The sequence below is a fragment of the Streptomyces sp. NBC_00667 genome (assembly GCF_036226825.1).
Classification (GTDB): domain Bacteria; phylum Actinomycetota; class Actinomycetes; order Streptomycetales; family Streptomycetaceae; genus Streptomyces.
Genome location: NZ_CP109022.1, coordinates 2,371,897 through 2,393,827, shown reverse-complemented (window position 1 = coordinate 2,393,827; position 21,931 = coordinate 2,371,897). Strand labels below are relative to the sequence as shown.

Annotated in this window: 17 protein-coding genes, 2 tRNA genes and 1 pseudogene; 18 read left to right on the top strand and 2 right to left on the bottom strand. The window is 72.1% G+C overall.

The window, feature by feature from the left end; translation table 11 throughout:
* Positions 1-68 precede the first annotated feature (68 nt).
* From OHA81_RS11270 to OHA81_RS11205, 14 genes and pseudogenes are all read left to right on the top strand, one after another.
* Complete coding sequence (locus tag OHA81_RS11270) at positions 69-236, top strand: hypothetical protein (protein ID WP_190182442.1); 168 nt, start codon at positions 69-71, stop codon at positions 234-236.
* A 98-nt stretch (positions 237-334) separates the two neighbouring features.
* The gene (gene nadD / locus OHA81_RS11265; protein WP_136215685.1) at positions 335-952 is read left to right on the top strand and encodes a nicotinate-nucleotide adenylyltransferase; all 618 of its coding nucleotides are present in this window, start codon (positions 335-337) and stop codon (positions 950-952) included.
* A 29-nt stretch (positions 953-981) separates the two neighbouring features.
* Positions 982-2,673, top strand: coding sequence for an LCP family protein (locus OHA81_RS11260; protein ID WP_329195146.1), 1,692 nt, complete (start codon positions 982-984; stop codon positions 2,671-2,673).
* A gap of 128 nt (positions 2,674-2,801) precedes the next feature.
* On the top strand, positions 2,802-3,248 hold the full coding sequence (gene rsfS / locus OHA81_RS11255; protein ID WP_136215683.1) for a ribosome silencing factor: 447 nt from the start codon (positions 2,802-2,804) through the stop codon (positions 3,246-3,248).
* An 86-nt stretch (positions 3,249-3,334) separates the two neighbouring features.
* Positions 3,335-3,955: a histidine phosphatase family protein gene (locus OHA81_RS11250; RefSeq protein ID WP_329202168.1), complete on the top strand. Its 621-nt coding sequence runs from the start codon at positions 3,335-3,337 to the stop codon at positions 3,953-3,955.
* A gap of 133 nt (positions 3,956-4,088) precedes the next feature.
* Positions 4,089-4,161: transfer RNA gene (locus OHA81_RS11245), tRNA-Ala, on the top strand.
* A gap of 144 nt (positions 4,162-4,305) precedes the next feature.
* Positions 4,306-4,539 carry a hypothetical protein gene (locus OHA81_RS11240; RefSeq protein ID WP_136215681.1) on the top strand — a complete coding sequence of 78 codons (234 nt, stop codon included), beginning with the start codon at positions 4,306-4,308 and terminating at the stop codon, positions 4,537-4,539.
* Between the two features lie 150 nt (positions 4,540-4,689).
* Positions 4,690-4,762: transfer RNA gene (locus OHA81_RS11235), tRNA-Ala, on the top strand.
* Positions 4,763-5,010: 248 nt separating this feature from the next.
* Positions 5,011-7,896 carry a leucine--tRNA ligase gene (gene leuS / locus OHA81_RS11230; protein WP_329195143.1) on the top strand — a complete coding sequence of 962 codons (2,886 nt, stop codon included), beginning with the start codon at positions 5,011-5,013 and terminating at the stop codon, positions 7,894-7,896.
* Between the two features lie 121 nt (positions 7,897-8,017).
* On the top strand, positions 8,018-8,746 hold the full coding sequence (locus OHA81_RS11225; protein ID WP_329195141.1) for a hypothetical protein: 729 nt from the start codon (positions 8,018-8,020) through the stop codon (positions 8,744-8,746).
* Positions 8,747-9,026: 280 nt separating this feature from the next.
* Complete coding sequence (locus OHA81_RS11220; protein WP_329195139.1) at positions 9,027-9,872, top strand: DegV family protein; 846 nt, start codon at positions 9,027-9,029, stop codon at positions 9,870-9,872.
* A 217-nt stretch (positions 9,873-10,089) separates the two neighbouring features.
* On the top strand, positions 10,090-11,037 hold the full coding sequence (locus OHA81_RS11215) for a helix-hairpin-helix domain-containing protein (RefSeq protein ID WP_329195137.1): 948 nt from the start codon (positions 10,090-10,092) through the stop codon (positions 11,035-11,037).
* A gap of 23 nt (positions 11,038-11,060) precedes the next feature.
* Positions 11,061-13,418: pseudogene (locus tag OHA81_RS11210) on the top strand (ComEC/Rec2 family competence protein); the annotation flags it as partial.
* 124 nt (positions 13,419-13,542) lie between these two features.
* Positions 13,543-14,424, top strand: coding sequence for a YceI family protein (locus OHA81_RS11205; protein WP_329195135.1), 882 nt, complete (start codon positions 13,543-13,545; stop codon positions 14,422-14,424).
* Positions 14,425-14,441: 17 nt separating this feature from the next.
* On the opposite strand, the gene OHA81_RS11200 is transcribed toward OHA81_RS11205, so the two are convergent.
* Positions 14,442-14,684 (bottom strand): hypothetical protein, encoded by a 243-nt coding sequence (locus tag OHA81_RS11200; protein WP_329195133.1) that lies wholly within the window; start codon positions 14,682-14,684, stop codon positions 14,442-14,444.
* Between the two features lie 79 nt (positions 14,685-14,763).
* On the opposite strand from OHA81_RS11200, the gene holA reads away from it, so the two are divergent.
* Positions 14,764-15,756, top strand: coding sequence for a DNA polymerase III subunit delta (gene holA, locus OHA81_RS11195; RefSeq protein ID WP_329195130.1), 993 nt, complete (start codon positions 14,764-14,766; stop codon positions 15,754-15,756).
* Between the two features lie 276 nt (positions 15,757-16,032).
* On the opposite strand, the gene rpsT is transcribed toward holA, so the two are convergent.
* Entirely contained in the window at positions 16,033-16,299 is a 267-nt protein-coding gene (rpsT, locus tag OHA81_RS11190) for a 30S ribosomal protein S20 (RefSeq protein ID WP_030159297.1), read from the bottom strand.
* A gap of 188 nt (positions 16,300-16,487) precedes the next feature.
* On the opposite strand from rpsT, the gene lepA reads away from it, so the two are divergent.
* The 3 genes from lepA to hemW all read left to right on the top strand — a co-directional run bounded on the left by lepA (position 16,488) and on the right by hemW (position 21,744).
* A complete protein-coding gene (lepA, locus tag OHA81_RS11185) occupies positions 16,488-18,353 on the top strand; it encodes a translation elongation factor 4 (protein ID WP_329195127.1) in 1,866 nt (621 codons plus the stop codon).
* 239 nt (positions 18,354-18,592) lie between these two features.
* Complete coding sequence (locus OHA81_RS11180; protein ID WP_329195126.1) at positions 18,593-20,479, top strand: AMP-dependent synthetase/ligase; 1,887 nt, start codon at positions 18,593-18,595, stop codon at positions 20,477-20,479.
* A 32-nt stretch (positions 20,480-20,511) separates the two neighbouring features.
* The gene (gene hemW, locus OHA81_RS11175; protein WP_329195125.1) at positions 20,512-21,744 is read left to right on the top strand and encodes a radical SAM family heme chaperone HemW; all 1,233 of its coding nucleotides are present in this window, start codon (positions 20,512-20,514) and stop codon (positions 21,742-21,744) included.
* The last annotated feature ends 187 nt before the right edge of the window (positions 21,745-21,931 follow it).

The window sequence follows — 21,931 nt, the reverse complement described above, 5'->3', positions numbered from 1 at the left end:
GCCCGGGGCCCCCGCATACGATGTGAGGGAAGTCTCCGCTCCCTCCCGACTCGATAGGTACCTGCCTGATGAGCCTCTCCACCACCACCCACAACCTGGTCGTTCTCGCCTCGGAGGGTGCCGAGCAGCACGGCGGCAACCACGACAGCCTGAGCCCCTACCTGACCGGTGGCGGCGCCTTCTGCGTGCTGCTGCTCCTGCTGTGGGTGACCACGCGCCTCAACCGCGACCGCTAGACCCGTTGTCCGAGCGCACCGCCCGGCTGCCCGAGCCCCCGGGCGCACGCTCGAATGCGGGTCCGGGACGGGCCGCCGGGCCAGTAGGCTCTGCGCTCATGGGAGAGCAGGGAACGCCTACCGGCCCGGTCAAGCGCCGCCTCGGCGTGATGGGCGGGACATTCGATCCGATCCACCACGGACACCTGGTGGCCGCCAGTGAGGTGGCCGCCCTCTTCCACCTCGACGAGGTGGTGTTCGTACCGACCGGCCAGCCGTGGCAGAAGTCGCACAGCGTCGTCTCCCCGGCCGAGGACCGCTACCTCATGACCGTCATCGCGACGGCCTCGAACCCGCAGTTCTCGGTGAGCCGCATCGACATCGACCGCGGCGGCCCGACGTACACCATCGACACCCTGCGGGACCTGAGCGCCCTCAACCACGACTCCGACCTGTTCTTCATCACCGGGGCGGATGCCCTCGCCCAGATCCTGACCTGGCGCAACGCCGAGGAGCTGTTCTCCCTCGCGCACTTCATCGGAGTGACCCGGCCGGGCCACGTGCTGACCGACGACGGGCTGCCCGAGGGCGGTGTCTCCCTGGTCGAGGTGCCCGCGCTGGCGATCTCGTCCACCGACTGCCGGGCGCGCGTCGCGCAGGGCGACCCCGTTTGGTATTTGGTGCCGGACGGTGTCGTGCGCTACATCGACAAGCGTGAGCTGTACCGGGGAGCCTGAGCTTCCGGTTCAGCAGAGAGGGGCCCGCGGTGAACGACCGCCAGGATCCGTACGACCCGTACGCCGCCCAGGAGCAGCAGCTCATCGGCTACGACCCGTACGGCCGGCCGGTGTACGGCCCTGCGCCCGCCCAGGCCCCCGCCCCCGCGTACGAGCAGCCGTACGGCTACGACCACCAGGGCTACGCCCCCCAGCAGCCCTACCCGCAGCAGCAGCAGCCCGCCCAGGACCACGGCACTCAGGGCGGGGCGTACGGCCAGGAGCAGTACGCGCCCGGCCCCGGCTACGGGTACGACACCCAGCAGGCCCAGCAGTGGATCCCGCAGCAGCATGCCCCGCAGGAGCAGGCTCCCGGGCAGCAGGCGCCCCGGCAGCAGCCCGCCCCGGACCCCCGGCCGGCCCCCCAGGTCCCCCAGCCGCGCCGGGCCGCCCCCGGACCCGGGACCGAGCCCGAAGCCGGCCGGGACTACCGCACCGAGATGTTCGCCTTCATCGACCAGCCGGACGAGGAGTCCGAGGACGTCATCGACTGGCTCGCCTTCACCGAGAGCCGCACCGAACGCCGCGAGGAGGCCCGCCGCCGGGGCCGCAACCGGACCGTCGCGCTGATCGTCGTCCTCGCCTTGATCGTCGTCGGCGGCGCCGGCTACCTCTGGTACGCGGGCAAGCTCCCCTTCCTCGACGGGCCCGGTGGTCAGAAGAAGCCCGCGGCCGCGACCGGGGCACAGAAGCGGGACATGATCGTCGTCCACGTGCTCAACACGAAGAAGGGCGGCTCCTCCACGCTGCTGCTCGTCGACAACGTGACCACGAAGCAGGGCGCCACCGTCCTGCTGCCGAACACCCTGAACGTCCCCAAGGAGGACGGCACCGGCCAGCCGCTGTCCAAGTCGGTCGAGGACGGCGGCATCGGCACCCGCGAGTCCCTCGACTCGGTCCTCGGCACCCGCATCGGCGGCACCTGGCGCCTGGACACCCCCTTCCTGGAGCGGCTCGTCGAGCTGGTCGGCGGCATCGAGGTCGATACCGACACCGCCGTCCCGGCCGACGACCAGGCGAAGACCCCGGCCGTGTCCCAGGGCGCCAAGCAGAGCCTGACCGGTGCGATGGCCGTCGCCTACGCCACCCACCGCGCCCAGGGCGAGCCGGAGACCAAGCAGCTGGAGCGGCTCGGCAAGGTGCTGTACGCCGTCCTGCGCAAGATCCCCGCCGACCCGAAGGCGGCGGCGGTGACCGTCGAGAGCATGGGCCAGATCCTGGACCCGGCGCTGAACGCGCAGAACCTGGGCGCGCTGCTGTCGCGGATCGGGGAGCACGCCAAGGTGGGCGCCTACCGCACCGAGGTGCTCCCGGTGAAGCCGGACGGCGGCCTCGGCGACGACGCCGGCAAGAAGGCCGTCGACGAGATCCTCGGCGGCTCCGCCGCGGCGGTCCCCGGCGCCGCTCCCCGGATCGGCCTCAAGGACGCCACCGGAGACGAGAAGGCGCAGCTCGCGGCGAAGGCGGCGCTGCTGAACGGCGGCTACACGCTCGTCGAGGGCGGCAAGGCCGACAAGAGCGCGGCGCTCTCGCAGATCACCTACCGGGACGAGGCGCAGCGGGCCAAGGCGGTCGAGGTGGCCAAGACGCTGGGGCTGCCGGAGACGGCCGTCAAGAAGGCCGAGAGCGCGGTGAACGCGGACGTCGTGGTGGTCCTGGGCAAGGACTACAAGGCGTCCTGAGCCGCTGCGGGCGGCCTCGCCGGGCCCCTGAGCTGTGATTTCGTCCGCGCGGAACGTTCCGCGCGGGCGGTGTCGGCGGTACATGAGACCCTTGAGAGGATCTGCCCGCCAACCCGAAAGCATGGCCAGTGACCGCCACGGACCGCTCCATCGAGCTCATCACCGCCGCCGCCCAGGCCGCGGCCGACCGGCTCGCGCACGACATCATCGCGTACGACGTCAGCGACGTGCTGTCGATCACCGACGCCTTCCTCCTCGCCTCCGCGCCCAACGACCGCCAGGTCAAGTCGATCGTGGACGAGATCGAAGAGCGCCTGCTCAAGGAACTCGGCGCCAAGCCGGTGCGCCGCGAGGGCGACCGCGACGCCCGCTGGATCCTGCTCGACTACGTCGACATCGTCGTGCACGTCCAGCACAGCGAGGAGCGGGTCTTCTACGCGCTGGAGCGCCTGTGGAAGGACTGCCCCGAGATCGAGCTCCCCGAGGACGCCAAGCTCACCATCGGCAAGGCCGAGGAGCACGCGAAGCTGCGCGAGGCGCAGGGCGACGACGAACTGGACGGTGATCTGTTCTGAGCACGACCGACACGGGTACGACCGGTACGGCCGCCTCCACCGCACCGGCCGCTTCGGACGGCAAGGGCGGTCGCACCGGTCGGAAGATCGTCCTTTGGCGGCACGGGCAGACCTCGTGGAACCTGGAGCGCCGCTTCCAGGGCTCCACGGACATAGAGCTGACCGAGACCGGTGTGGCGCAGGCGCGCCGCGCCGCCCGGCTGCTCGCCTCGATGAAGCCGGACGCCATCGTCGCCTCGGACCTGCGGCGCGCCTCCGACACGGCCGCCGAGCTGGCCGCGCTCACCGGCCTCGCGGTGGAGCACGACGAGGCGCTGCGCGAGACGTACGCGGGCGAGTGGCAGGGGCTCACGCACGAGGAGATCCTCCACAAGTACGGCGAGCAGTACGCGGCGTGGAAGCGCGGCGAGCCCGTACGGCGCGGTGGCGGCGAGCTGGAGACCGAGGTCGCCGACCGGGCCGCGCCGGTGGTCCTGCGTCACGTCGACCTGCTGCCCGAGGGCGGCACGCTGGTGGTGGTCAGCCACGGCGGGACGATCCGTACGACCATCGGCCGTCTGCTGGAGCTGGACCCGTCCTCCTGGGAGAGCCTCGGCGGGCTCACCAACTGCTGCTGGTCCGTCCTCGGCGAGGGCGCGCGCGGCTGGCGCCTCATGGAGCACAACGCCGGCACGCTGCCGGAGCCGGTGCTCGGCGACGACGACTGAGCACGTCGGCGCTGCCCGCGGCGCAGGTCGGTGCGGGCGCACGGCCGGATTTCACTTTCCGGCTGGTCGCAGGCTAGAGTTCTTCTTGTTCGCAGCGCGGAACGCCGGAAACGGGGGGAGCGCCGCGGAGAGCGGGGCTATAGCTCAGTTGGTAGAGCGCCTGCATGGCATGCAGGAGGTCAGGAGTTCAATTCTCCTTAGCTCCACAATCGGTATCCCGTCCCCAACAGGGGGCGGGATACTTGCGTTTGTTCCTTTTTGTGCTTGCTGACCCGGCGCGTACCGGCATGGCAGAATCGGACCGCCGGAGGGGGACACGACGGCCCGACGCGGGAGGGAGTCGCTGACGGATGGGTGCACACCGGCGGCGGTGCGACTGGTGCAACAACGGCACGCCGATCGTGCGGGACATGGAGCCGGTCAACCCCGACTACCAGTACTGGTGCGAGGAATGCGCGCGGGCGCTGATCATAAAAGGCGACCCCATCGAGACGTACCGCGAGCTGGAGGGCGAGCCGATCTACGGCCGACTGCTCGACGAGCACTGCACGCTCAAGCGCTTCTACCAGTTCGCGAAGGCGTGAGGAAACGGACGTAGTGGTCCATGTCCGTCATGGCTCCGGCGGTGCGGAAACCGATTTTTGGACCAGGGCCATGACCGTGTAATGTTTGGGACGTCGCCAAGGGGAACCGCCAAGGGAAACCGGAACGGCAAGCAGTACCAAGCAGTACGAGGGGCTATAGCTCAGTTGGTAGAGCGCCTGCATGGCATGCAGGAGGTCAGGAGTTCAATTCTCCTTAGCTCCACAGTGAGGAAGCGGGTCACCCGGATCGGGTGGCCCGCTTCTCGTTGTGCGGAACGCCCGAGCGGGCGTCGGGGCCGCTGCGGTACCCTGACGCCATGCGTGCCGTACGCCTTCTGCTTACCGAGCCGCGCTGATCAGTACCGACCCTTCGAGACGGTCGGCATCGGCGCGGCGTCCCCTCCTGTGCGAGGGGTTTTTTCGTTTGGGCAGGCAGAGACGGCAGAGACGATCGATGGAGCTTCAGAAATCATGAGCGAGACGAACACCCCGGCCCCCGAGGCGGCCGAGGCGCACCGCTACACGGCTGCCATGGCCGCCGACATCGAGGCACGCTGGCAGGACGTATGGGACGCGGAGGGCACCTACGAGGCTCCCAACCCGACCGGTGACCTGGCCGGGGCCGACTCCGCGAAGACGGCGGCGCTCGTCGCGCGGCCCAGCAAGTTCATCATGGACATGTTCCCGTACCCCTCGGGTGCGGGCCTGCACGTCGGTCACCCGCTCGGGTACATCGCCACGGACGTCTTCGCCCGCCACCAGCGGATGACCGGCCACAACGTCCTGCACACCCTGGGCTTCGACGCCTTCGGCCTGCCGGCCGAGCAGTACGCCGTACAGACCGGCACGCACCCGCGCGTGTCCACCGAGGCCAACATCGAGAACATGAAGGTCCAGCTGCGCCGGCTGGGTCTGGGCCACGACAAGCGCCGCTCGTTCGCGACGATCGACCCGGACTACTACAAGTGGACGCAGTGGATCTTCCTGCAGATCTACAACTCCTGGTACGACGCCGACGCGAAGAAGGCCCGCCCGATCGCCGAGCTGGTCGCCTCCTTCGAGGACGGCTCCCGCGAGGTCCCCGGAGGCCGTGCCTGGGCGGAGCTGGGTGCGGGTGAGCGGGCCGGCGTGCTGAACGAGTACCGGCTGGCCTACGCCTCGGACGCGCCCGTGAACTGGTGCCCGGGACTGGGCACCGTACTGGCCAACGAGGAGGTCACCGCCGACGGCCGGTCCGAGCGCGGCAACTTCCCCGTCTTCAAGGCGAAGCTGAGCCAGTGGAACATGCGGATCACGGCCTACGCCGACCGCCTGCTGGACGACCTGGACGCGCTGGACTGGCCCGAGGCCATCAAGCTCCAGCAGCGCAACTGGATCGGTCGCAGCGAAGGCGCCCGCGTGGACTTCCCCGTCGGCGCCGACGCGATCACCGTCTTCACCACCCGTCCCGACACCCTGTTCGGTGCCACCTACATGGTGCTGGCGCCCGAGCACGAGCTGGTCGAGAAGATCGTCCAGGCCGCCTGGCCCGAGGGCACCCACCAGGTGTGGACCGGCGGCGCCGCGACCCCCCGCGAAGCGGTGGACGCGTACCGCAAGCAGGCCGCGGCCAAGTCGGACGTCGAGCGGCAGGCCGAGGCCAAGGACAAGACCGGCGTCTTCACCGGCGCGTACGCCACCAACCCGGTCAGCGGCGCCCAGGTCCCCGTCTTCATCGCCGACTACGTCCTGATGGGCTACGGCACCGGCGCGATCATGGCCGTCCCGGCGCACGACAGCCGCGACTTCGAGTTCGCCCGCGCCTTCGAACTGCCGATGCGCTGCGTGGTGGAGCCCTCCGACGACCGCGACGCCGACCCGGCGGAGTGGGACGACGCGTTCTCCTCCTACGACGGCACGATCGTCAACTCCACCGGCGAGGGCATCTCGCTGGACGGCCTGGGCGTCGTCGAGGCGAAGGCCCGCATCACCGACTGGCTGGCCGAGCGCGGCATCGGTGAAGGCACCGTCAACTTCCGTCTGCGCGACTGGCTGTTCAGCCGCCAGCGCTACTGGGGCGAGCCGTTCCCGATCGTCTACGACGAGGACGGCGTCGCGCACCCGCTGCCCGAGTCGATGCTGCCGCTGGAGCTGCCGGAGGTCGAGGACTACTCGCCGCGCACCTTCGCGCCCGACGACGCCGCCTCGAAGCCCGAGACCCCCCTGTCGCGCAACGAGGACTGGGTCTACGTGGAGCTGGACCTGGGCCGGGGCGAGGGCGTCAAGCGCTACCGCCGCGAGACCAACACCATGCCCAACTGGGCCGGCTCCTGCTGGTACGAGCTGCGCTACCTGGACCCGCACAACGACTCGGCGCTGGTCGACCCGGCGATCGAGCAGTACTGGATGGGCCCGCGCGAAGGCGCCCCGCACGGCGGCGTCGACCTGTACGTGGGCGGCGCCGAGCACGCGGTGCTGCACCTGCTGTACGCGCGCTTCTGGTCCAAGGTGCTGTTCGACTTGGGTCACGTCTCCTCCGCCGAGCCGTTCCACAAGCTGTTCAACCAGGGCATGATCCAGGCCTACGCCTACACCGACGCGCGCGGCGTGTACGTGCCCGCGGCCGAGGTCGAGGAGCGCGACGGCGGCTACTTCTACCAGGGCGAGCCGGTCAAGCGCGAGCACGGCAAGATGGGCAAGTCCCTCAAGAACGCCGTCACGCCGGACGAGATCTGCGAGGAGTACGGCGCCGACACGCTGCGCCTGTACGAGATGGCGATGGGCCCGCTGGACGTGTCGCGCCCGTGGGACACGCGGGCCGTGGTCGGCCAGTACCGGCTGCTCCAGCGCCTGTGGCGCAACATCGTGGACGAGGAGACGGGCGCGGTGACGGTCGTCGACGCCGAGCCCGCCGAGGACACCCTGCGCGCGCTGCACAAGGCCATCGACGGGGCCGGCGCGGACCTGGCGGGGCTGCGCTTCAACACCGCCATCGCGAAGATCACCGAGCTGAACAACTTCCTGACGAAGGCCGGCCGGCCGCTGGAGCGCTCGGTCGCCGAGCGGCTGGTGCTGCTCGTCGCCCCGCTGGCTCCGCACATCGCGGAGGAGCTGTGGCACCGGCTGGGGCACAGCGACTCGGTGGTCCACCAGGACTTCCCCGTCGCGGACCCGGCGTACGTGGTGGACGAGAGCGTGACGTGCGTCGTCCAGGTCAAGGGCAAGGTCAAGGCGCGCCTGGAAGTGCCGCCCACGGTCTCCGAGGGCGACCTGGAGCAGCTGGCGCTGGCCGACGAGGCGGTCGTGGCGGCGCTGGGCGGTGCGGAGATCCGCAAGGTGATCGTGCGCGCGCCGAAGCTCGTGAACATCGTCATCTGAGGGGCGGCGGCCTGATCTAGGGGTCTTCCCGTACGGGCAGGTTGGGGGTTCGAAGGGAACCCCCGGCCTGCCCGTTGCGTTTACGGTGGAGGGGACGGAATAGGCAGGGGAAGGGAGCCTCATGGAGGCGGGCGCGTTGGTCATCTTTGCCCTGTTGGTGCTGTTCGCCTTCTTGGGGCTGGGTGCGTGGGTCACGGTGAAGGCGGTCGGCGCGGCCAAGCGCGGCGTGGACCGGACGCTGACGCAGGCCCGGCGGACCGTGGAGGACACGACCCTCAGGGCCAGGAGCCTCGGCCAGGTGGGGGTCACGGCGGGGCTGGCGCAGCTGAGGCTCGACCTGCGGACATCCATGCGGGCCACGCAGCAGGCCCTGTACCAGGGCGTGCAGACGGACGCCTCGCTGAGGGAGTCGATCGGCCTCTTCGAGCGGCTGAGCGAACACGGGCACGACCTGGACGCCGAGCTGAAGCGGCTGGAGCAGGAGCCGGACCGCAAGCGGATCGCCGCGAGCCTGCCCGACCTGCGGGAACGCACGCGCAAGATCACGGAGTCGGCGGACTCCTTGCGGTGGGCGGCGCGGGAACGCGCGCGGCGCTTCGCGGAGGACGACCTGTCCACGCTGTCTGCGCAGATCGAGGTGGAGTCGGGCGCGCTGCGCGACTGGTCGCGGGAGTCGGTGGACGACCTCACGGCCGCCGCCGCCTCCTGGGACGCGACGACCGGGCCGGAGCGCCGGGCCGATGCCCCGGCGGAGCCGGGCCCCGCGGCCCTGAACCCGGCCTCCCGGACTCCTCGTCACCCCTGGGAGAAGGCGCCGAGGAAGACTCCGAGGCCGGAGACGACGGCCTGAGGGTGGGTCGACGGGGTGGGTCCGGAGCGTTCGGGTGCGCTGCTCTTCGGGTGTGCTGCTTGAGTTGAGGCCGCTCGGGCGTGAGGGGGTGGCTTGGCCAGCGGCCCGGGGTGGAGGCCGCTCGGGCGTGAGGGGGTGGCTTGGCCGGCCGGCGGTTTGGCGGGGAGCCCGCTCGGTGGTCCGGCGTGGAGTCCGCTCGGAAGGGTCCGGCCCGTGTGCGAAGGCCCTGGTGAGGGGCTCGTGCTGCCGGAGGGGGGTCGCTGGCGGTAACCTCCCGCTCATGTCCCGCCATGTCGCGATCGTCACCGATTCCACGGCCTACCTGCCCCCACCGGCGATGGCGCGGCATCGGATCACCGCTGTCCCCCTGACCGTGGTGCTCGGCGACGAGGCGCTCGAAGAAGGCACCGAAATCTCGGCCCGCAGCCTCGCCCTCGCCCTGCAGAAGCGCCGCTCGGTCACCACCTCCCGCCCCAGCCCGGACGACTTCGCACGGGCCTACCGGGCCGCCGCCGACGCCGGCGCGGCTGGCATCGTCAGCCTCCACCTCTCTGCCGAGTTCTCCGGCACCTGGGACGCGGCCGTGGTCGCCGCCAAGACCGCCCCCGTCCCGGTCCGGGTCGTGGACACCGGCATGGTGGCCATGGCCCTCGGCTTCTGCGCGCTCGCCGCCGCCGAGGTGGTGGAGACCGGTGGTTCGGTGGACGAGGCCGTGGCCGCCGCGGAGAAGAGGGCCGCCGACATGTCGGCGTACTTCTACGTCGACACCCTCGACTACCTCCGACGCGGAGGCCGCATCGGGGCCGCGCAGGCCCTCCTCGGCTCGGCGCTCGCCGTCAAGCCGCTGCTCACGCTGGACGGCGGTCGGATCGAGATGCTGGAGAAGGTGCGGACGGCGTCCAAGGCCATCGCCCGCCTCGAAGAACTCGCCGTCGAACGCGCCGGCTCGGGCAGTGTCGACATCGCGGTGCACCACCTCGCGGCGCCGGAGCGGGCCGACAAGCTTGCGCAACGGCTCCGGGAGCGGGTCCCCGGGCTGGTCGAGCTGCACGTCAGCGAGGTCGGCGCGGTCATCGGCGCACACACCGGGCCGGGTCTGCTGGCGGCCGTCGTCTCGCCACGCTGATCGTTGGCGGGTGCACGGCCGGGGTTGTTCGGCGGCGGGGGGACAGCCCGGGCTGGTCGTCGGCGGGGCACGGTCGGGTGCTTTCGGGCGGCGTCCGGCGCACGGAACGGCCCGGCGGGTCACCGGAACGGGTGGCCGGGTTATCCACAACGGTCAGGTCATCCACCGGAATTGATGCCTCCGAACGAGGATCGGGGAAGGCCCCTACCGTCGTGGCATGACTCTGCGCACGCGTACTTCGTCCCCTTCCCGAGCCGGCGGCACCAGTGGCCCCGGTCGTCCGCGCCGGTCCGACGGACGGCTGCGTGACCGCCGGCGGCAGCCGTACCCCGATCCCGCGACCGTGCGGCGCCGGGCCGAGGCCATCCTCACGGCACCGCCGCCCGAGCCGCCGCCCGACCCCCTGTCCGACCCGCCGCCCGGGGTCCGCGTTCGCGTCCCCGACGCCGTGGCCGGCCCCGAGCCGGTGGTCGGGGCCGAAGCGGCCCCGCCGGACGGCCGGGGCTCGCGGTGGCTCGCAGTGCGGGAGCGGCTGCCGGTCTGGGTCCAGGCGCGGTGCGGGGTGGAGCCGCGGACGGTGGCGGCGCTCGCGGTGGTGCTGGTTGCGGGGGTGGGTTTCGCCGCCCAGCAGTACTGGTCGGCGCGGCCGGGGCCGGTGACCGCGCCGGCGGTGGTCGCCCCTGCTTCGGTACCCGCCCCGGCCCCGGGGCCGTCGGCCCCGGCCCCCACGGGAGGCAACCGGGTCGTGGTGGACGTCAGTGGCAAGGTCCGGGAGCCGGGGGTGCGGACGCTGCCCGCCGGAGCGCGGGTGGAGGACGCCCTGGCCGCCGCCGGGGGAGTGCGGCCGGGCACCGACATGACCGGGCTGAACCGGGCCCGGGTGCTGGTGGACGGCGAACAGGTGGTGGTGGGCGCACCCGCGCAGCCCCCGGCGGGGGGTGGCGGCCCGGGTTCCGGGTCCGGGTCCGGTGGCGGCCCGCTGAGCCTGGGCAGCGCCACCGTCGCGCAGCTCGACGGGCTGCCCGGGGTGGGTCCGGTGCTCGCGCAGCACATCGTCGACTTCCGGACCGCGCGGGGCGGGTTCCGTTCCGTGGAGGAACTCCGGCAGGTCAACGGCATCGGCGAACGCCGGTTCTCCGACCTGCGCAAGCTGGTGCGGCCGTGAATCGCCCCGAGGGGTCCGGGCCGATGGACCTGCGGCTCGCCGGCCCGGCCCTGGGCGCGTGGGCGGCGGCCGCCGTCTGCCTCGACGTGCCGGCCGCGTGGACCGTCGCCGGGGTGGGCCTGGCGGTCGCCGCGGCGGGGCTGTTGCTGCTGGTCGGCCACCATGGGCCGGGTCCGCTGTGGAGGGTGGGCGCGGCCGCTGCCGCCGCGTTGCTCTGCGCGGGCGCCGGTGCCGGGGTGGCCGGGCTCCAGCGGGCCGAGGCGCGGGCCGGTCCCGTGCTCGGGCTGGCCGGGAAGCACGCCCGGGTCTGGGCGGAGCTCACCGTCGGCTCCGATCCCCGCGGCGTCGGGGGCGGGGGCGGGCCGCCGATGGTGACGCTGGACGCGGTGGTGACCCGGGTGACCGGCCCCGACGGCGCGCGGACCAGGGTCGAGACGCCGGTACGGGTGCTGGCCGGGCACCCGGCGTGGGCGGGGCTCCAGCCCTCGACGCGGGTCGAGGTGGTGGGGCGGCTGTCCCCCGGCCGGGGCGGTGAGCGGGCCGTGGCGTTGCTCCGCCCGGCCGGGGACGCGCCGCCGAGGGTGATTCGTGGCCCGGACCGGGTACAGCGCCTCGCGGGAACCCTGCGGGCCGGGCTGCGCGAGGCGACGCGGGGGCTCGCGCCCGACGCCCGGGCGCTGCTGCCGGGCCTGGTCGTCGGCGACGTGTCCCGGGTCCCGCCCGACCTGCACGAGGCGTTCCGCGCCACCGACCTGCTGCACCTGCTGGCCGTGTCCGGCTCCAACCTGACGGTGGTGCTGTTCCTGCTGATCGGGCCTCCGGCCGCCGCGCAGCACGCCGAACGGCGCGGCCTGGCACCGCGCCTGGGGCTCTCGCTCCGGGCCACTGCCCTGTGCGGGGCGGCGCTGACGCTCGCCTTCGTGGTGGTGTGCCGGCCCGAACCGAGCGTGCTGCGGGCCGCCGCCTGCGGGGCGGTCACCCTGCTGGCCCTGGCCACCGGCCGGCGCAGGTCCCTGGTGCCCGCACTGGCCGCGGCGGTTCTGCTGCTGGTGCTGTACGACCCGTGGCTGGCCCGCAGCACCGGGTTCCTGCTGTCCGTGCTGGCCACCGGGGCGCTGCTCACGCTGGCGCCGCGGTGGGGCGAGGCCCTGCGGCGGCGGGGCGTGCGGCCGGGGCTCGCCGATGCGCTGGGGGCCGCCGCGGCCGCCCAGGCGGTGTGCGCGCCGGTGGTCGCGGTGCTGTCCGCCCGGGTCAGCCTGGTGGCGGTGCCGTGCAACCTGCTGGCCGAACTCGCGGCGGGTCCCGCGACGGTGCTCGGGTTCGCGACGCTCGCCGTGGCTCCGCTGTGGATGCCCGCGGCGGAACTCCTCGCCCGGTGCGCGGGGGTGCCGGCCGGGTGGATCGCGGGGGTGGCCCGCGCCGGGGCGGGGCTGCCAGGGGCGGAGCTGGCGTGGCCCGACGGGTGGGCGGGGGGTGCGCTGCTGGCCGCCGCCACGGTCGGCGTGGCCGGTCTGTGCGTCCGGTGGGGGCGCAGGTGGTGGTTCTGCTCCGCCCTGGCCGTGGCGCTGCTCGCCGCCGTACTCAGGCCGCCGCTGCTCGTTCGTACATTCAAAGGATGGCCGCCGCCCGGCTGGAGTTACGTCCAGTGCGCGGTGGGGCAGGGGGACGCGGCCGTGCTCGCCGTGGGCCCTGGTACGGCGGTGGTCGTGGACGCGGGACCGGAGGCCGAACCGGTGGACGCGTGCCTGCGGAGCCTGGGGGTGCGGAGGATCCCGTTGCTCGTGCTCACGCACTTCCACGCCGATCACGTGGGCGGGCTCGCCGGGGTGCTGCGGGGCCGGGCCGTGGGCGCCATCCAGACGACGACGCTGGAGGAGCCGGCCGGGCAGGCCGAGTTCGTCCGGCGCACGGCCGCCGGCGCCGGGGTTCCCGTCATGGCCGCCGTCGCGGGAGAGCGGCGCCGGACCGGACCGCTGGAGTGGCGGGTGCTGTGGCCGCCACCCGCCGGCCCGCCGGCGCAGGGACCGAACGACGCGAGCGTCGCCCTGCTGGTGCGAACCTCCGGCCTGACCCTGCTCCTCCTCGGTGACCTCGAACCACTCGCCCAGCAGGCCCTGTTGAGGGATCATCCGGAACTGGGGCCCGTGGACGTGCTGAAAGTGGCGCACCACGGCTCCGCGCACCAGGACCCCGTGCTCCAGGCGCGGGTCAGGCCACGGATCGCCCTCGTCCCGGTCGGCGCCGGCAACCGGTACGGACATCCCGCACCCGCTACGCTCGCCAGGCTGCGGGCGATGGGCACGGCCGTCCTGCGCACCGACACCGACGGCAGCGTGGCCGTCGCGGGAAGCGGCCCCGGGCTACGGGCGTTTCCGGCCGGGCGACGGCGCGGACGGCGCGGGCATACCGGGGTCGACCCTTCTGTTTGCCCCCAACCCGACAGCATGATCGAATGCGTTTTCGCCAACACGGTCCAAGTCCACACTGCACGGGGGTGCATCAACCATGTTCGGACGCCGACGGGGGACGGATACGGGCGGCAGCGCCGCGTCCCATACGGCCGCGACGCTGACGTTGCCGCCAACGGCCCGGTTGCTCAGCTGCCGGGTGCTCGACACGGTCCACCAGCCGGTCCGCCAAGCGAAGTTCGAAGTCACCGACCCGATAGGCCGCCGGGTCGTCAGCGGGGAGACCGACCCGTACGGCGGGTTCAACGCAGCCGTGCCGGAGGGGGAGTACCGGCTCTCCGTCACCGCCGAGGGCTACGCGCCCTTCCACGGGGCGACGCTGGTCGGCGACCCGGCGCAGCACGGCACCGCGGAGATCGTCCTCGACGCGGTGGAGCCGCCGCTGCTGCCCGCGCCCGGACACTGGGAACTCGACCCGACCCACTCCTCGATCGGCTTCACCGCACGGCACATCGGCTTCGCCCGGATCCACGGACGGTTCACCACGTTCGCCGGAGCGGTACGGATAGCCGAGCGGATGGAGGACTCCTCCATGCGCGTGATCATCGACGCGGGCAGCATCGACACCGGGCTGCGGATGCGGGACGACCACCTGCGCTCCGCCGACTTCCTGGACGCGGCGCGCCATCCCACGGTCGAGTTCTACAGCGAGCGTTTCATCCACCGCAGTGGCAGCCGCTGGGCCGTCGCGGGCGCACTGACCCTCCACGGCGTCAGCCGCTCCGTGACCCTGGACACCCAGTACCTGGGCCACGGCACGGGCCTCCAGGGCGAACCCCGGGCCGCTTGCCGGGCGACTGCCGCACTGAACCGCGAGGACTTCGCGCTCAACTGGCAGTCACTGCTGGCCCACGGGGTCGCGGCGATCGGTGCGAGCGTCGAGGTCGAGCTGGACGTCCAGATCGTCCACAAGGCCTGAGGGGGCCGGGGCGGGGCTCAGGGAGCCTCCAACCACCCGTCGTAGGCGCCGGCGAGGTCGTCCAGGGAAGCGGAATCGAGCTTCTCCTGCGGGTCCTCGATGACGACCAGCCACTGGGCGTCCTCCGCGTCGTCCTCGCCGGCCAGGGCGTCGCGGACCAGTTGGGGCTCCTCGGGCAGGCCGAAGCGGTCGACGGCCTCGGTCGCCACCTCCTCGGCGGCGTCGCGGTCGGGCAGGACCAGTACATGTCGCACGTTCACCCGGCCATTCTCCGGGACGGGGCGGTGGCCGCGGATCGGGGGAGGGGGACTGTCGGTGGGGCGTGGGATGCTGGAGGCGATGGCCACCAGGAAGAACCCCACCGACGATCCGCTCGCCCCGCTCACCCTCGCGGTGGGGCAGGAGGACCTGCTGCTCGACCGCGCCGTACGGGAAGTGGTGACGGCGGCGCGTGCCGCCGACGCCGACACGGACGTGCGCGACCTCGCCTCCGAGCAACTCCAGCCCGGCACGCTGGCCGAGCTGACCAGTCCCTCGCTGTTCTCCGAGCGCAAGGTCCTGATCGTGCGCAACGCGCAGGACCTGTCCGCCGATGCGGTGAAGGAGGTCAAGGCGTACCTCGCGGCGCCCTACGAGGAGATCGTCCTCGTGCTCCTGCACGCCGGTGGCGTCAAGGGCAAGGGCCTGCTGGACGCGGCGCGCAAGGCCGGGGCCCGGGAGGTCGCCTGCCCGAAGATGACGAAGGCCGCGGACCGGCTGTCGTTCGTGCGGGGGGAGTTCCGCACGCTGGGGCGTTCGGCCACCCCCGAGGCGTGCCAGAGCCTGGTCGATGCGATCGGCAGCGACCTGCGGGAGCTCGCGAGCGCGGCGGCGCAGCTGTGCGCGGACGTCGAGGGGACCATCGACGAGGCCGTGGTCGGGCGGTACTACACGGGCCGGGCGGAAGCCTCCAGCTTCACCGTCGCGGACCGGGCGGTCGAAGGGCGGGCGGCGGAGGCCCTCGAAGCCCTGCGCTGGTCACTGTCCACCGGTGTGGCGCCGGTGCTGATCACCAGTGCCCTGGCCCAGGCCGTACGGGCCATCGGGAAACTGGCCTCGGCCCCGCGCGGAGCCCGCCCGGGCGACCTCGCGCGGGACCTGGGCATGCCGCCGTGGAAGATCGACCGGGTCCGGCAGCAGATGCGGGGCTGGTCGGCGGACGGCGTCTCGGAGGCGTTGCGCGCGGTGGCGCTGGCCGACGCGGGAGTGAAGGGCGGCGGCGACGATCCGGAGTACGCCCTGGAGAAGGCGGTAGTGGCGGTCTCCCGCGCAGCCCGCCCCCACCAGCGCTAGGCCGCCTCTTCCGGATCTTGCTTGACCCGCGCCGCCCGGCGCCGAGCGGCTGCCTCCGGCGCCATCGGCGTGCCGGGGGCGTGTCGGCGGCGTCCTCGCTGCCGTCCGGGTAGGACGAAGGCCCCGGCCGGCCCTGGGGAAGGGTGGCGGTCGGGGCCTTCGGTACTTCTGGGTGCGCCGCACCCGCGTGGCGAACGCTTCGCGTGCGGCGCGGTTGCCGGTCAGGAGCGGGAGAGAGGGCCCGCTGGGTCCCTACCCGGCGATCACATCAGGAGCTCAGCCCTGGAGGGTGGCAACCTTGGTGGCCAGCGCCGACTTCTTGTTGGCGGCGGCGTTCTTGTGGATGACACCCTTCGAGACAGCCTTGTCGAGCGCACGCGCGGCGGCGCGGGAAGCCACGGTGGCCTTCTCGACGTCACCGGCGGCCACGGCCTCACGGGCCTTGCGGATCGCGGTCTTGAGCGAAGACTTGACGGCCTTGTTGCGCAGGCGCGCCTTCTCGTTCGTCTTGTTCCGCTTGATCTGGGACTTGATGTTCGCCACGAAAGAGCCTTTTCAGGTTCAGAGTTTGATCTTCGGATTGTGTCCCGGACGGTGAGAGGCCATACGAGACACAGCTGCCCAGGCTACCAGGCACGCTCCGGACGGCCCAAACCGAGCGCACTACGCCGTCCATGGGACCATGGGACTCTGCATCTACGAGATATACGACCCGAGAATCAGGACACTGCGTGCCCGCGATCCCCAGCCACGTGCCCGAGCCGAGCCGTACCGACCCGGCGCTGATCCGCAATTTCTGCATCATCGCGCACATCGACCACGGCAAGTCGACCCTCGCCGACCGGATGCTCCAGCTGACCGGCGTCGTCGACCAGCGGCAGATGCGCGCCCAGTATCTCGACCGCATGGACATCGAGCGTGAGCGCGGCATCACGATCAAGTCGCAGGCGGTCCGTCTGCCCTGGGCGCCCACCGAGGGCCCGGGCAAGGGCGACACGCACATCCTGAACATGATCGACACCCCCGGTCACGTCGACTTCACGTACGAGGTCTCGCGCTCCCTCGCCGCGTGCGAGGGCACGGTCCTCCTCGTCGACGCCGCCCAGGGCATCGAGGCGCAGACCCTCGCCAACCTGTACCTGGCGATGGAGAACGACCTCGCGATCGTCCCGGTCCTCAACAAGATCGACCTGCCGGCCGCCCAGCCGGAGAAGTTCGCCGAGGAGCTCGCGAACCTGGTCGGCTGCCAGCCCGAGGACGTGCTGCGCGTCTCGGCGAAGACCGGCCTGGGCGTGGACGCGCTGCTGGACAAGGTCGTCGCCACCGTCCCGGCGCCGGTCGGCGTCAAGGACGCCCCCGCCCGCGCGATGATCTTCGACTCGGTCTACGACTCGTACCGCGGCGTGGTGACCTACGTCCGTGTCGTCGACGGCCAGCTCAACAAGCGCGAGCGCATCCGGATGATGTCCACCGGCGCCACGCACGAGCTGCTGGAGATCGGCGTCTCCTCCCCGGAGATGACCCCGGCCGACGGCATCGGCGTCGGCGAGGTGGGCTACATCATCACCGGCGTGAAGGACGTCCGTCAGTCCAAGGTCGGTGACACGATCACCAGCCTGCACAACGGCGCGACCGAGGCCCTCGGCGGCTACAAGGACCCGAAGCCGATGGTCTTCTCGGGCCTGTACCCGCTCGACGGCTCGGACTACCCGGACCTGCGCGAGGCCCTGGACAAGCTCCAGCTCAACGACGCCGCGCTCGTCTACGAGCCGGAGACCTCGGCGGCGCTCGGCTTCGGCTTCCGCGTCGGCTTCCTCGGCCTGCTGCACCTGGACGTGGTCCGCGAGCGCCTGGAGCGCGAGTTCGGCCTCGACCTGATCGCCACCGCCCCGAACGTGGTCTACCGCGTCGTCCTGGAGGACGGCAAGGAGGTCACCGTCACCAACCCGAGCGAGTTCCCCGAGGGCAAGATCTCGGACGTGTTCGAGCCGGTCGTGCGGGCCACGATCCTCGCTCCCAGCGAGTTCATCGGCGCGATCATGGAGCTGTGCCAGACCCGCCGCGGCACCCTGCTCGGCATGGACTACCTCTCCGAGGACCGGGTCGAGATCCGCTACACGCTCCCTCTGGCCGAGATCGTGTTCGACTTCTTCGACCAGTTGAAGTCCAAGACGCGCGGTTACGCCTCCCTGGACTACGAGCCCACCGGCGAGCAGTCCTCCAGCCTGGTCAAGGTCGACATCCTGCTGCACGGCGACAAGGTCGACGCCTTCTCGGCCGTCTGCCACAAGGACGCCGCCTACGCGTACGGCGTGCGGCTCGTCGCCAAGCTGCGCGAGCTCATCCCGCGCCAGGCCTTCGAGGTGCCGATCCAGGCGGCCGTCGGCTCGCGCGTCATCGCCCGCGAGACCATCCGTGCCATCCGCAAGGACGTCCTCGCGAAGTGCTACGGCGGTGACATCTCCCGTAAGCGGAAGCTGCTGGAGAAGCAGAAGGAAGGCAAGAAGCGGATGAAGATGGTCGGCTCCGTGGAGGTCCCGCAGGAGGCCTTCATCGCCGTCCTCTCCAGCGACGAGTCCGGCGGCAAGAAGAAGTAGCCGACGGGTGACCCCACTCGCGACAAACGGGCCCACATGTGGACGCATGTGGGCCCGTTTCGTTATGAACCGGCCGCTCGCCGCCCCTTACGCGCGGGCCGGGCGGCCTTTAGTCTGATCACTGCTCGATGGTTACTCGCCAGTCACAAACTCGCCAACAGCACGTGCGCAGGTCCCCACCCCGCCAGCCCCAAGCGCCCCACGCCCACGCTGCTGCGTGGACCGGTCCGGAGGATGTCGTGAGCGACACACAGACCTTGATCGAGAACCGCCCGCCCACCGTGGCGGCCCTCTTCCTTGAGCGTGTCGCCGCCACGCCGGACGGGGAGGCCTACCGGTACCCGGTCCCCTCGGCGAACGGCGGGCCCGACGACTGGAAGTCACTCAGCTGGGGCCAGGCCGCCGACCGGGTGTTCGCCATCGCCGCCGGTCTCGTCGACCTCGGCCTCGGCTCCGAGGACCGGGTCGCGCTGGCCTCCAACACCCGGGTCGAGTGGATCCTCGCCGACCTCGGCGTGATGTGCGCCGGCGCCGCGACCACCACCATCTACCCCAGCACCAACGCGGAGGAGTCGGCCTTCATCCTCGCCGACTCCGAGAGCCGGGTCCTGATCGCCGAGGACGCGAAGCAGCTGGCCAAGGCCCGCGCGCACCGCGCCGACCTGCCGCGCCTGGCCCACGTGGTCGTCCTGGACGCCGACGACGCCCTGGAGGCGGAAGGCGACCCCGAGGGCTGGGTCCTCTCCCTCGACGCCCTGGAGGCGCGCGGCAGGGAGTACCTCGCCAAGCACCCCGAGGCGGTCAAGGAGCGGATCGGGTCCATCAGCGCGGACCAGCTCGCCACGCTGATCTACACCTCCGGCACCACCGGCCGCCCCAAGGGCGTGCGCCTGCCCCACGACAACTGGTCGTACATGGCCAAGGCGACCGTGGCCACCGGCATGATCAACGCGGACGACGTCCAGTACCTGTGGCTGCCGCTGGCCCACGTCTTCGGCAAGGTGCTCACCTCCGGCCAGATCGAGGTCGGGCACGTCACCGCCGTCGACGGCCGTATCGACAAGATCATCGAGAACCTGCCGGTGGTGCAGCCGACCTACATGGCGGCCGTCCCGCGCATCTTCGAGAAGGTCTACAACGGTGCCGCGGGCAAGGCCCGGGTCGCGGGCGGCGCCAAGTACAAGATCTTCAAGTGGGCCGCCGAGGTGGCCCGCGAATACGCCAGGACCAGCCAGGACAACCACCGGCGCACCGGAAGCACGAAGGTCCCCCTCGGCCTCGCCGCCAAGCACAAGGTCGCCGACGCGCTCGTCTACTCCAAGCTCCGCGAGGCCTTCGGCGGCAAGCTGCGCGCCGCCGTCTCCGGTTCCGCCGCGCTCGCGCCCGACATCGGCTACTTCTTCGCCGGCGCCGGCATCCACATCCTGGAGGGTTACGGGCTCACCGAGTCCAGCGCCGCCTCCTTCGTCAACCCCGGCGAGGCCTACCGCACCGGCACGGTCGGCAAGCCGCTCCCCGGCACCGAGGTCCGCATCGCCGACGACGGCGAGATCCTGCTGCGCAGCCCCGGCATCATGCAGGGCTACCACCGGCTGCCCGACAAGACCGCCGAGGTGCTGGAAGCGGACGGCTGGCTGCACACGGGCGACATCGGCGAGCTCTCGCCCGACGGCTACCTGCGCATCACCGACCGCAAGAAGGACCTGATCAAGACCTCGGGCGGCAAGTACGTGGCCCCGGCGGAGGTCGAAGGCCAGTTCAAGGCCATCTGCCCGTACGTCTCCAGCATCGTCGTGCACGGCGCGGACCGGAACTTCTGCTCGGCGCTGATCGCGCTCGACGGCCCGGCGATCCTGGGCTGGGCGGCCGAGCACGGCCTGGAGGGCAAGACGTACGCCGAGGTCGCGGCCGCGCCGGAGACCAACCGGCTGATCGAGACGTACGTACAGACCCTCAACGAGGGCCTCCAGCGCTGGCAGACGATCAAGCAGTTCCGGCTGCTGCCGCGCGACCTGGACGTCGAGCACGGTGACCTCACGCCGAGCCTGAAACTCAAGCGTCCGGTCGTCGAGCGCGAGTTCAAGCACCTCATCGACGAGATGTACGCGGGCTCGAACGAGGCGTAAACGACCTTGGGGCAGTGCGGGACAATGGGCACATGCCTTCCGCACTGCCCGACGGTGACCCCATGCCCGAAGACGGCTCGCTGCCGTCCCACGCCCTGGCGGGTGCCGGGGACCGGCCGCTCGGGTTCTACCTGCACGTCCCGTACTGCGCCACGCGCTGCGGCTACTGCGACTTCAACACCTACACGGCGACCGAGCTGCGGGGTACCGGAGGCGTGCTCGCCTCCCGCGAGAACTACGCCGACACCCTGATCGACGAGGTCCGCCTCGCCCGCAAGGTGCTCGGGGACGACCCCAGGGCCGTGCGGACCGTGTTCGTGGGCGGCGGCACGCCGACACTGCTGCCGGCCGCCGACCTCGTACGGATGCTCGCGGCGATCCGGGACGAATTCGGTCTGGCACCGGACGCGGAGATCACGACGGAGGCCAACCCGGAGTCCGTGGACCCCGCGTACCTCGCGCAGCTGCGGGCGGGCGGGTTCAACCGGATCTCCTTCGGCATGCAGAGCGCCAAGCAGCACGTCCTCAAGGTGCTGGACCGTACGCACACCCCCGGGCGGCCGGAGGCGTGCGTCGCCGAGGCACGGGCGGCGGGCTTCGAGCACGTGAACCTGGACCTGATCTACGGCACGCCCGGCGAGACGGACGAGGACTGGCGGGCGTCGCTCTCGGCGGCGCTGGGGGCCGGTCCGGACCACATCAGCGCGTACGCGCTGATCGTGGAGGAGGGCACGCAGCTGGCCCGGCGGATCCGGCGCGGCGAGGTCCCGATGACGGACGACGACGTGCACGCCGACCGGTACCTGATCGCGGACGCGGTGATGGCGGAGGCCGGGTACCACTGGTACGAGGTGTCGAACTGGGCCACCTCGGAGGCCGGGCGGTGCCTGCACAACGAGCTGTACTGGCGCGGCGCGGACTGGTGGGGCGCGGGGCCGGGGGCGCACTCGCACGTGGGCGGGGTGCGGTGGTGGAACGTGAAGCACCCGGGGGCGTACGCCGCCGCGCTGGCCGAGGGCCGTTCCCCCGGGGCCGGGCGGGAGGTCCTGTCGGAGGAGGACCGGCGGGTGGAGCGGATCCTGCTGGAGCTGCGGCTGGTGGACGGCGTGCCGTTGGCCCTGCTGGCTCCGGCCGGGCTGGCCGCGGCCGGTCGGGCCCTGGCGGACGGGCTGCTGGAGCCGGGGCCGTACGGGGCGGGGCGGGCCGTGTTGACGCTGCGGGGGCGGTTGCTGGCCGACGCGGTGATCCGGGACCTGGTCGACTGACGCGGGTCGACTGACGCGGGGCGGCGGGTGCGGGTGCGGGTGTGCCGGTGCCGGTGCCGGTGCGGGTGTGCCGGGTGCGGCGCCGTTGCGCTGCGCGGCCCCGGCTGTGCCGGGCTTTCCGGGGCTCCGCCCCGGGCCCCGCGCCTCAAACGCCGGCGGGGCTGGGTTTCCTCGCCCCGCGCCTCAA

What these genes read in the sequence shown, in the direction of transcription:
- nadD (WP_136215685.1), top strand. Translation starts at nt 335, where the DNA reads ATGGGAGAGCAGGGAACGCCTACCGGCCCGGTCAAGCGCCGCCTCGGC.
- hemW (WP_329195125.1), top strand. Translation starts at nt 20,512, where the DNA reads ATGCCTTCCGCACTGCCCGACGGTGACCCCATGCCCGAAGACGGCTCG.
- holA (WP_329195130.1), top strand. Translation starts at nt 14,764, where the DNA reads ATGGCCACCAGGAAGAACCCCACCGACGATCCGCTCGCCCCGCTCACC.
- OHA81_RS11225 (WP_329195141.1), top strand. Translation starts at nt 8,018, where the DNA reads ATGGAGGCGGGCGCGTTGGTCATCTTTGCCCTGTTGGTGCTGTTCGCC.
- OHA81_RS11240 (WP_136215681.1), top strand. Translation starts at nt 4,306, where the DNA reads ATGGGTGCACACCGGCGGCGGTGCGACTGGTGCAACAACGGCACGCCG.
- OHA81_RS11220 (WP_329195139.1), top strand. Translation starts at nt 9,027, where the DNA reads ATGTCCCGCCATGTCGCGATCGTCACCGATTCCACGGCCTACCTGCCC.
- OHA81_RS11270 (WP_190182442.1), top strand. Translation starts at nt 69, where the DNA reads ATGAGCCTCTCCACCACCACCCACAACCTGGTCGTTCTCGCCTCGGAG.
- leuS (WP_329195143.1), top strand. Translation starts at nt 5,011, where the DNA reads ATGAGCGAGACGAACACCCCGGCCCCCGAGGCGGCCGAGGCGCACCGC.
- OHA81_RS11205 (WP_329195135.1), top strand. Translation starts at nt 13,543, where the DNA reads ATGTTCGGACGCCGACGGGGGACGGATACGGGCGGCAGCGCCGCGTCC.
- OHA81_RS11215 (WP_329195137.1), top strand. Translation starts at nt 10,090, where the DNA reads ATGACTCTGCGCACGCGTACTTCGTCCCCTTCCCGAGCCGGCGGCACC.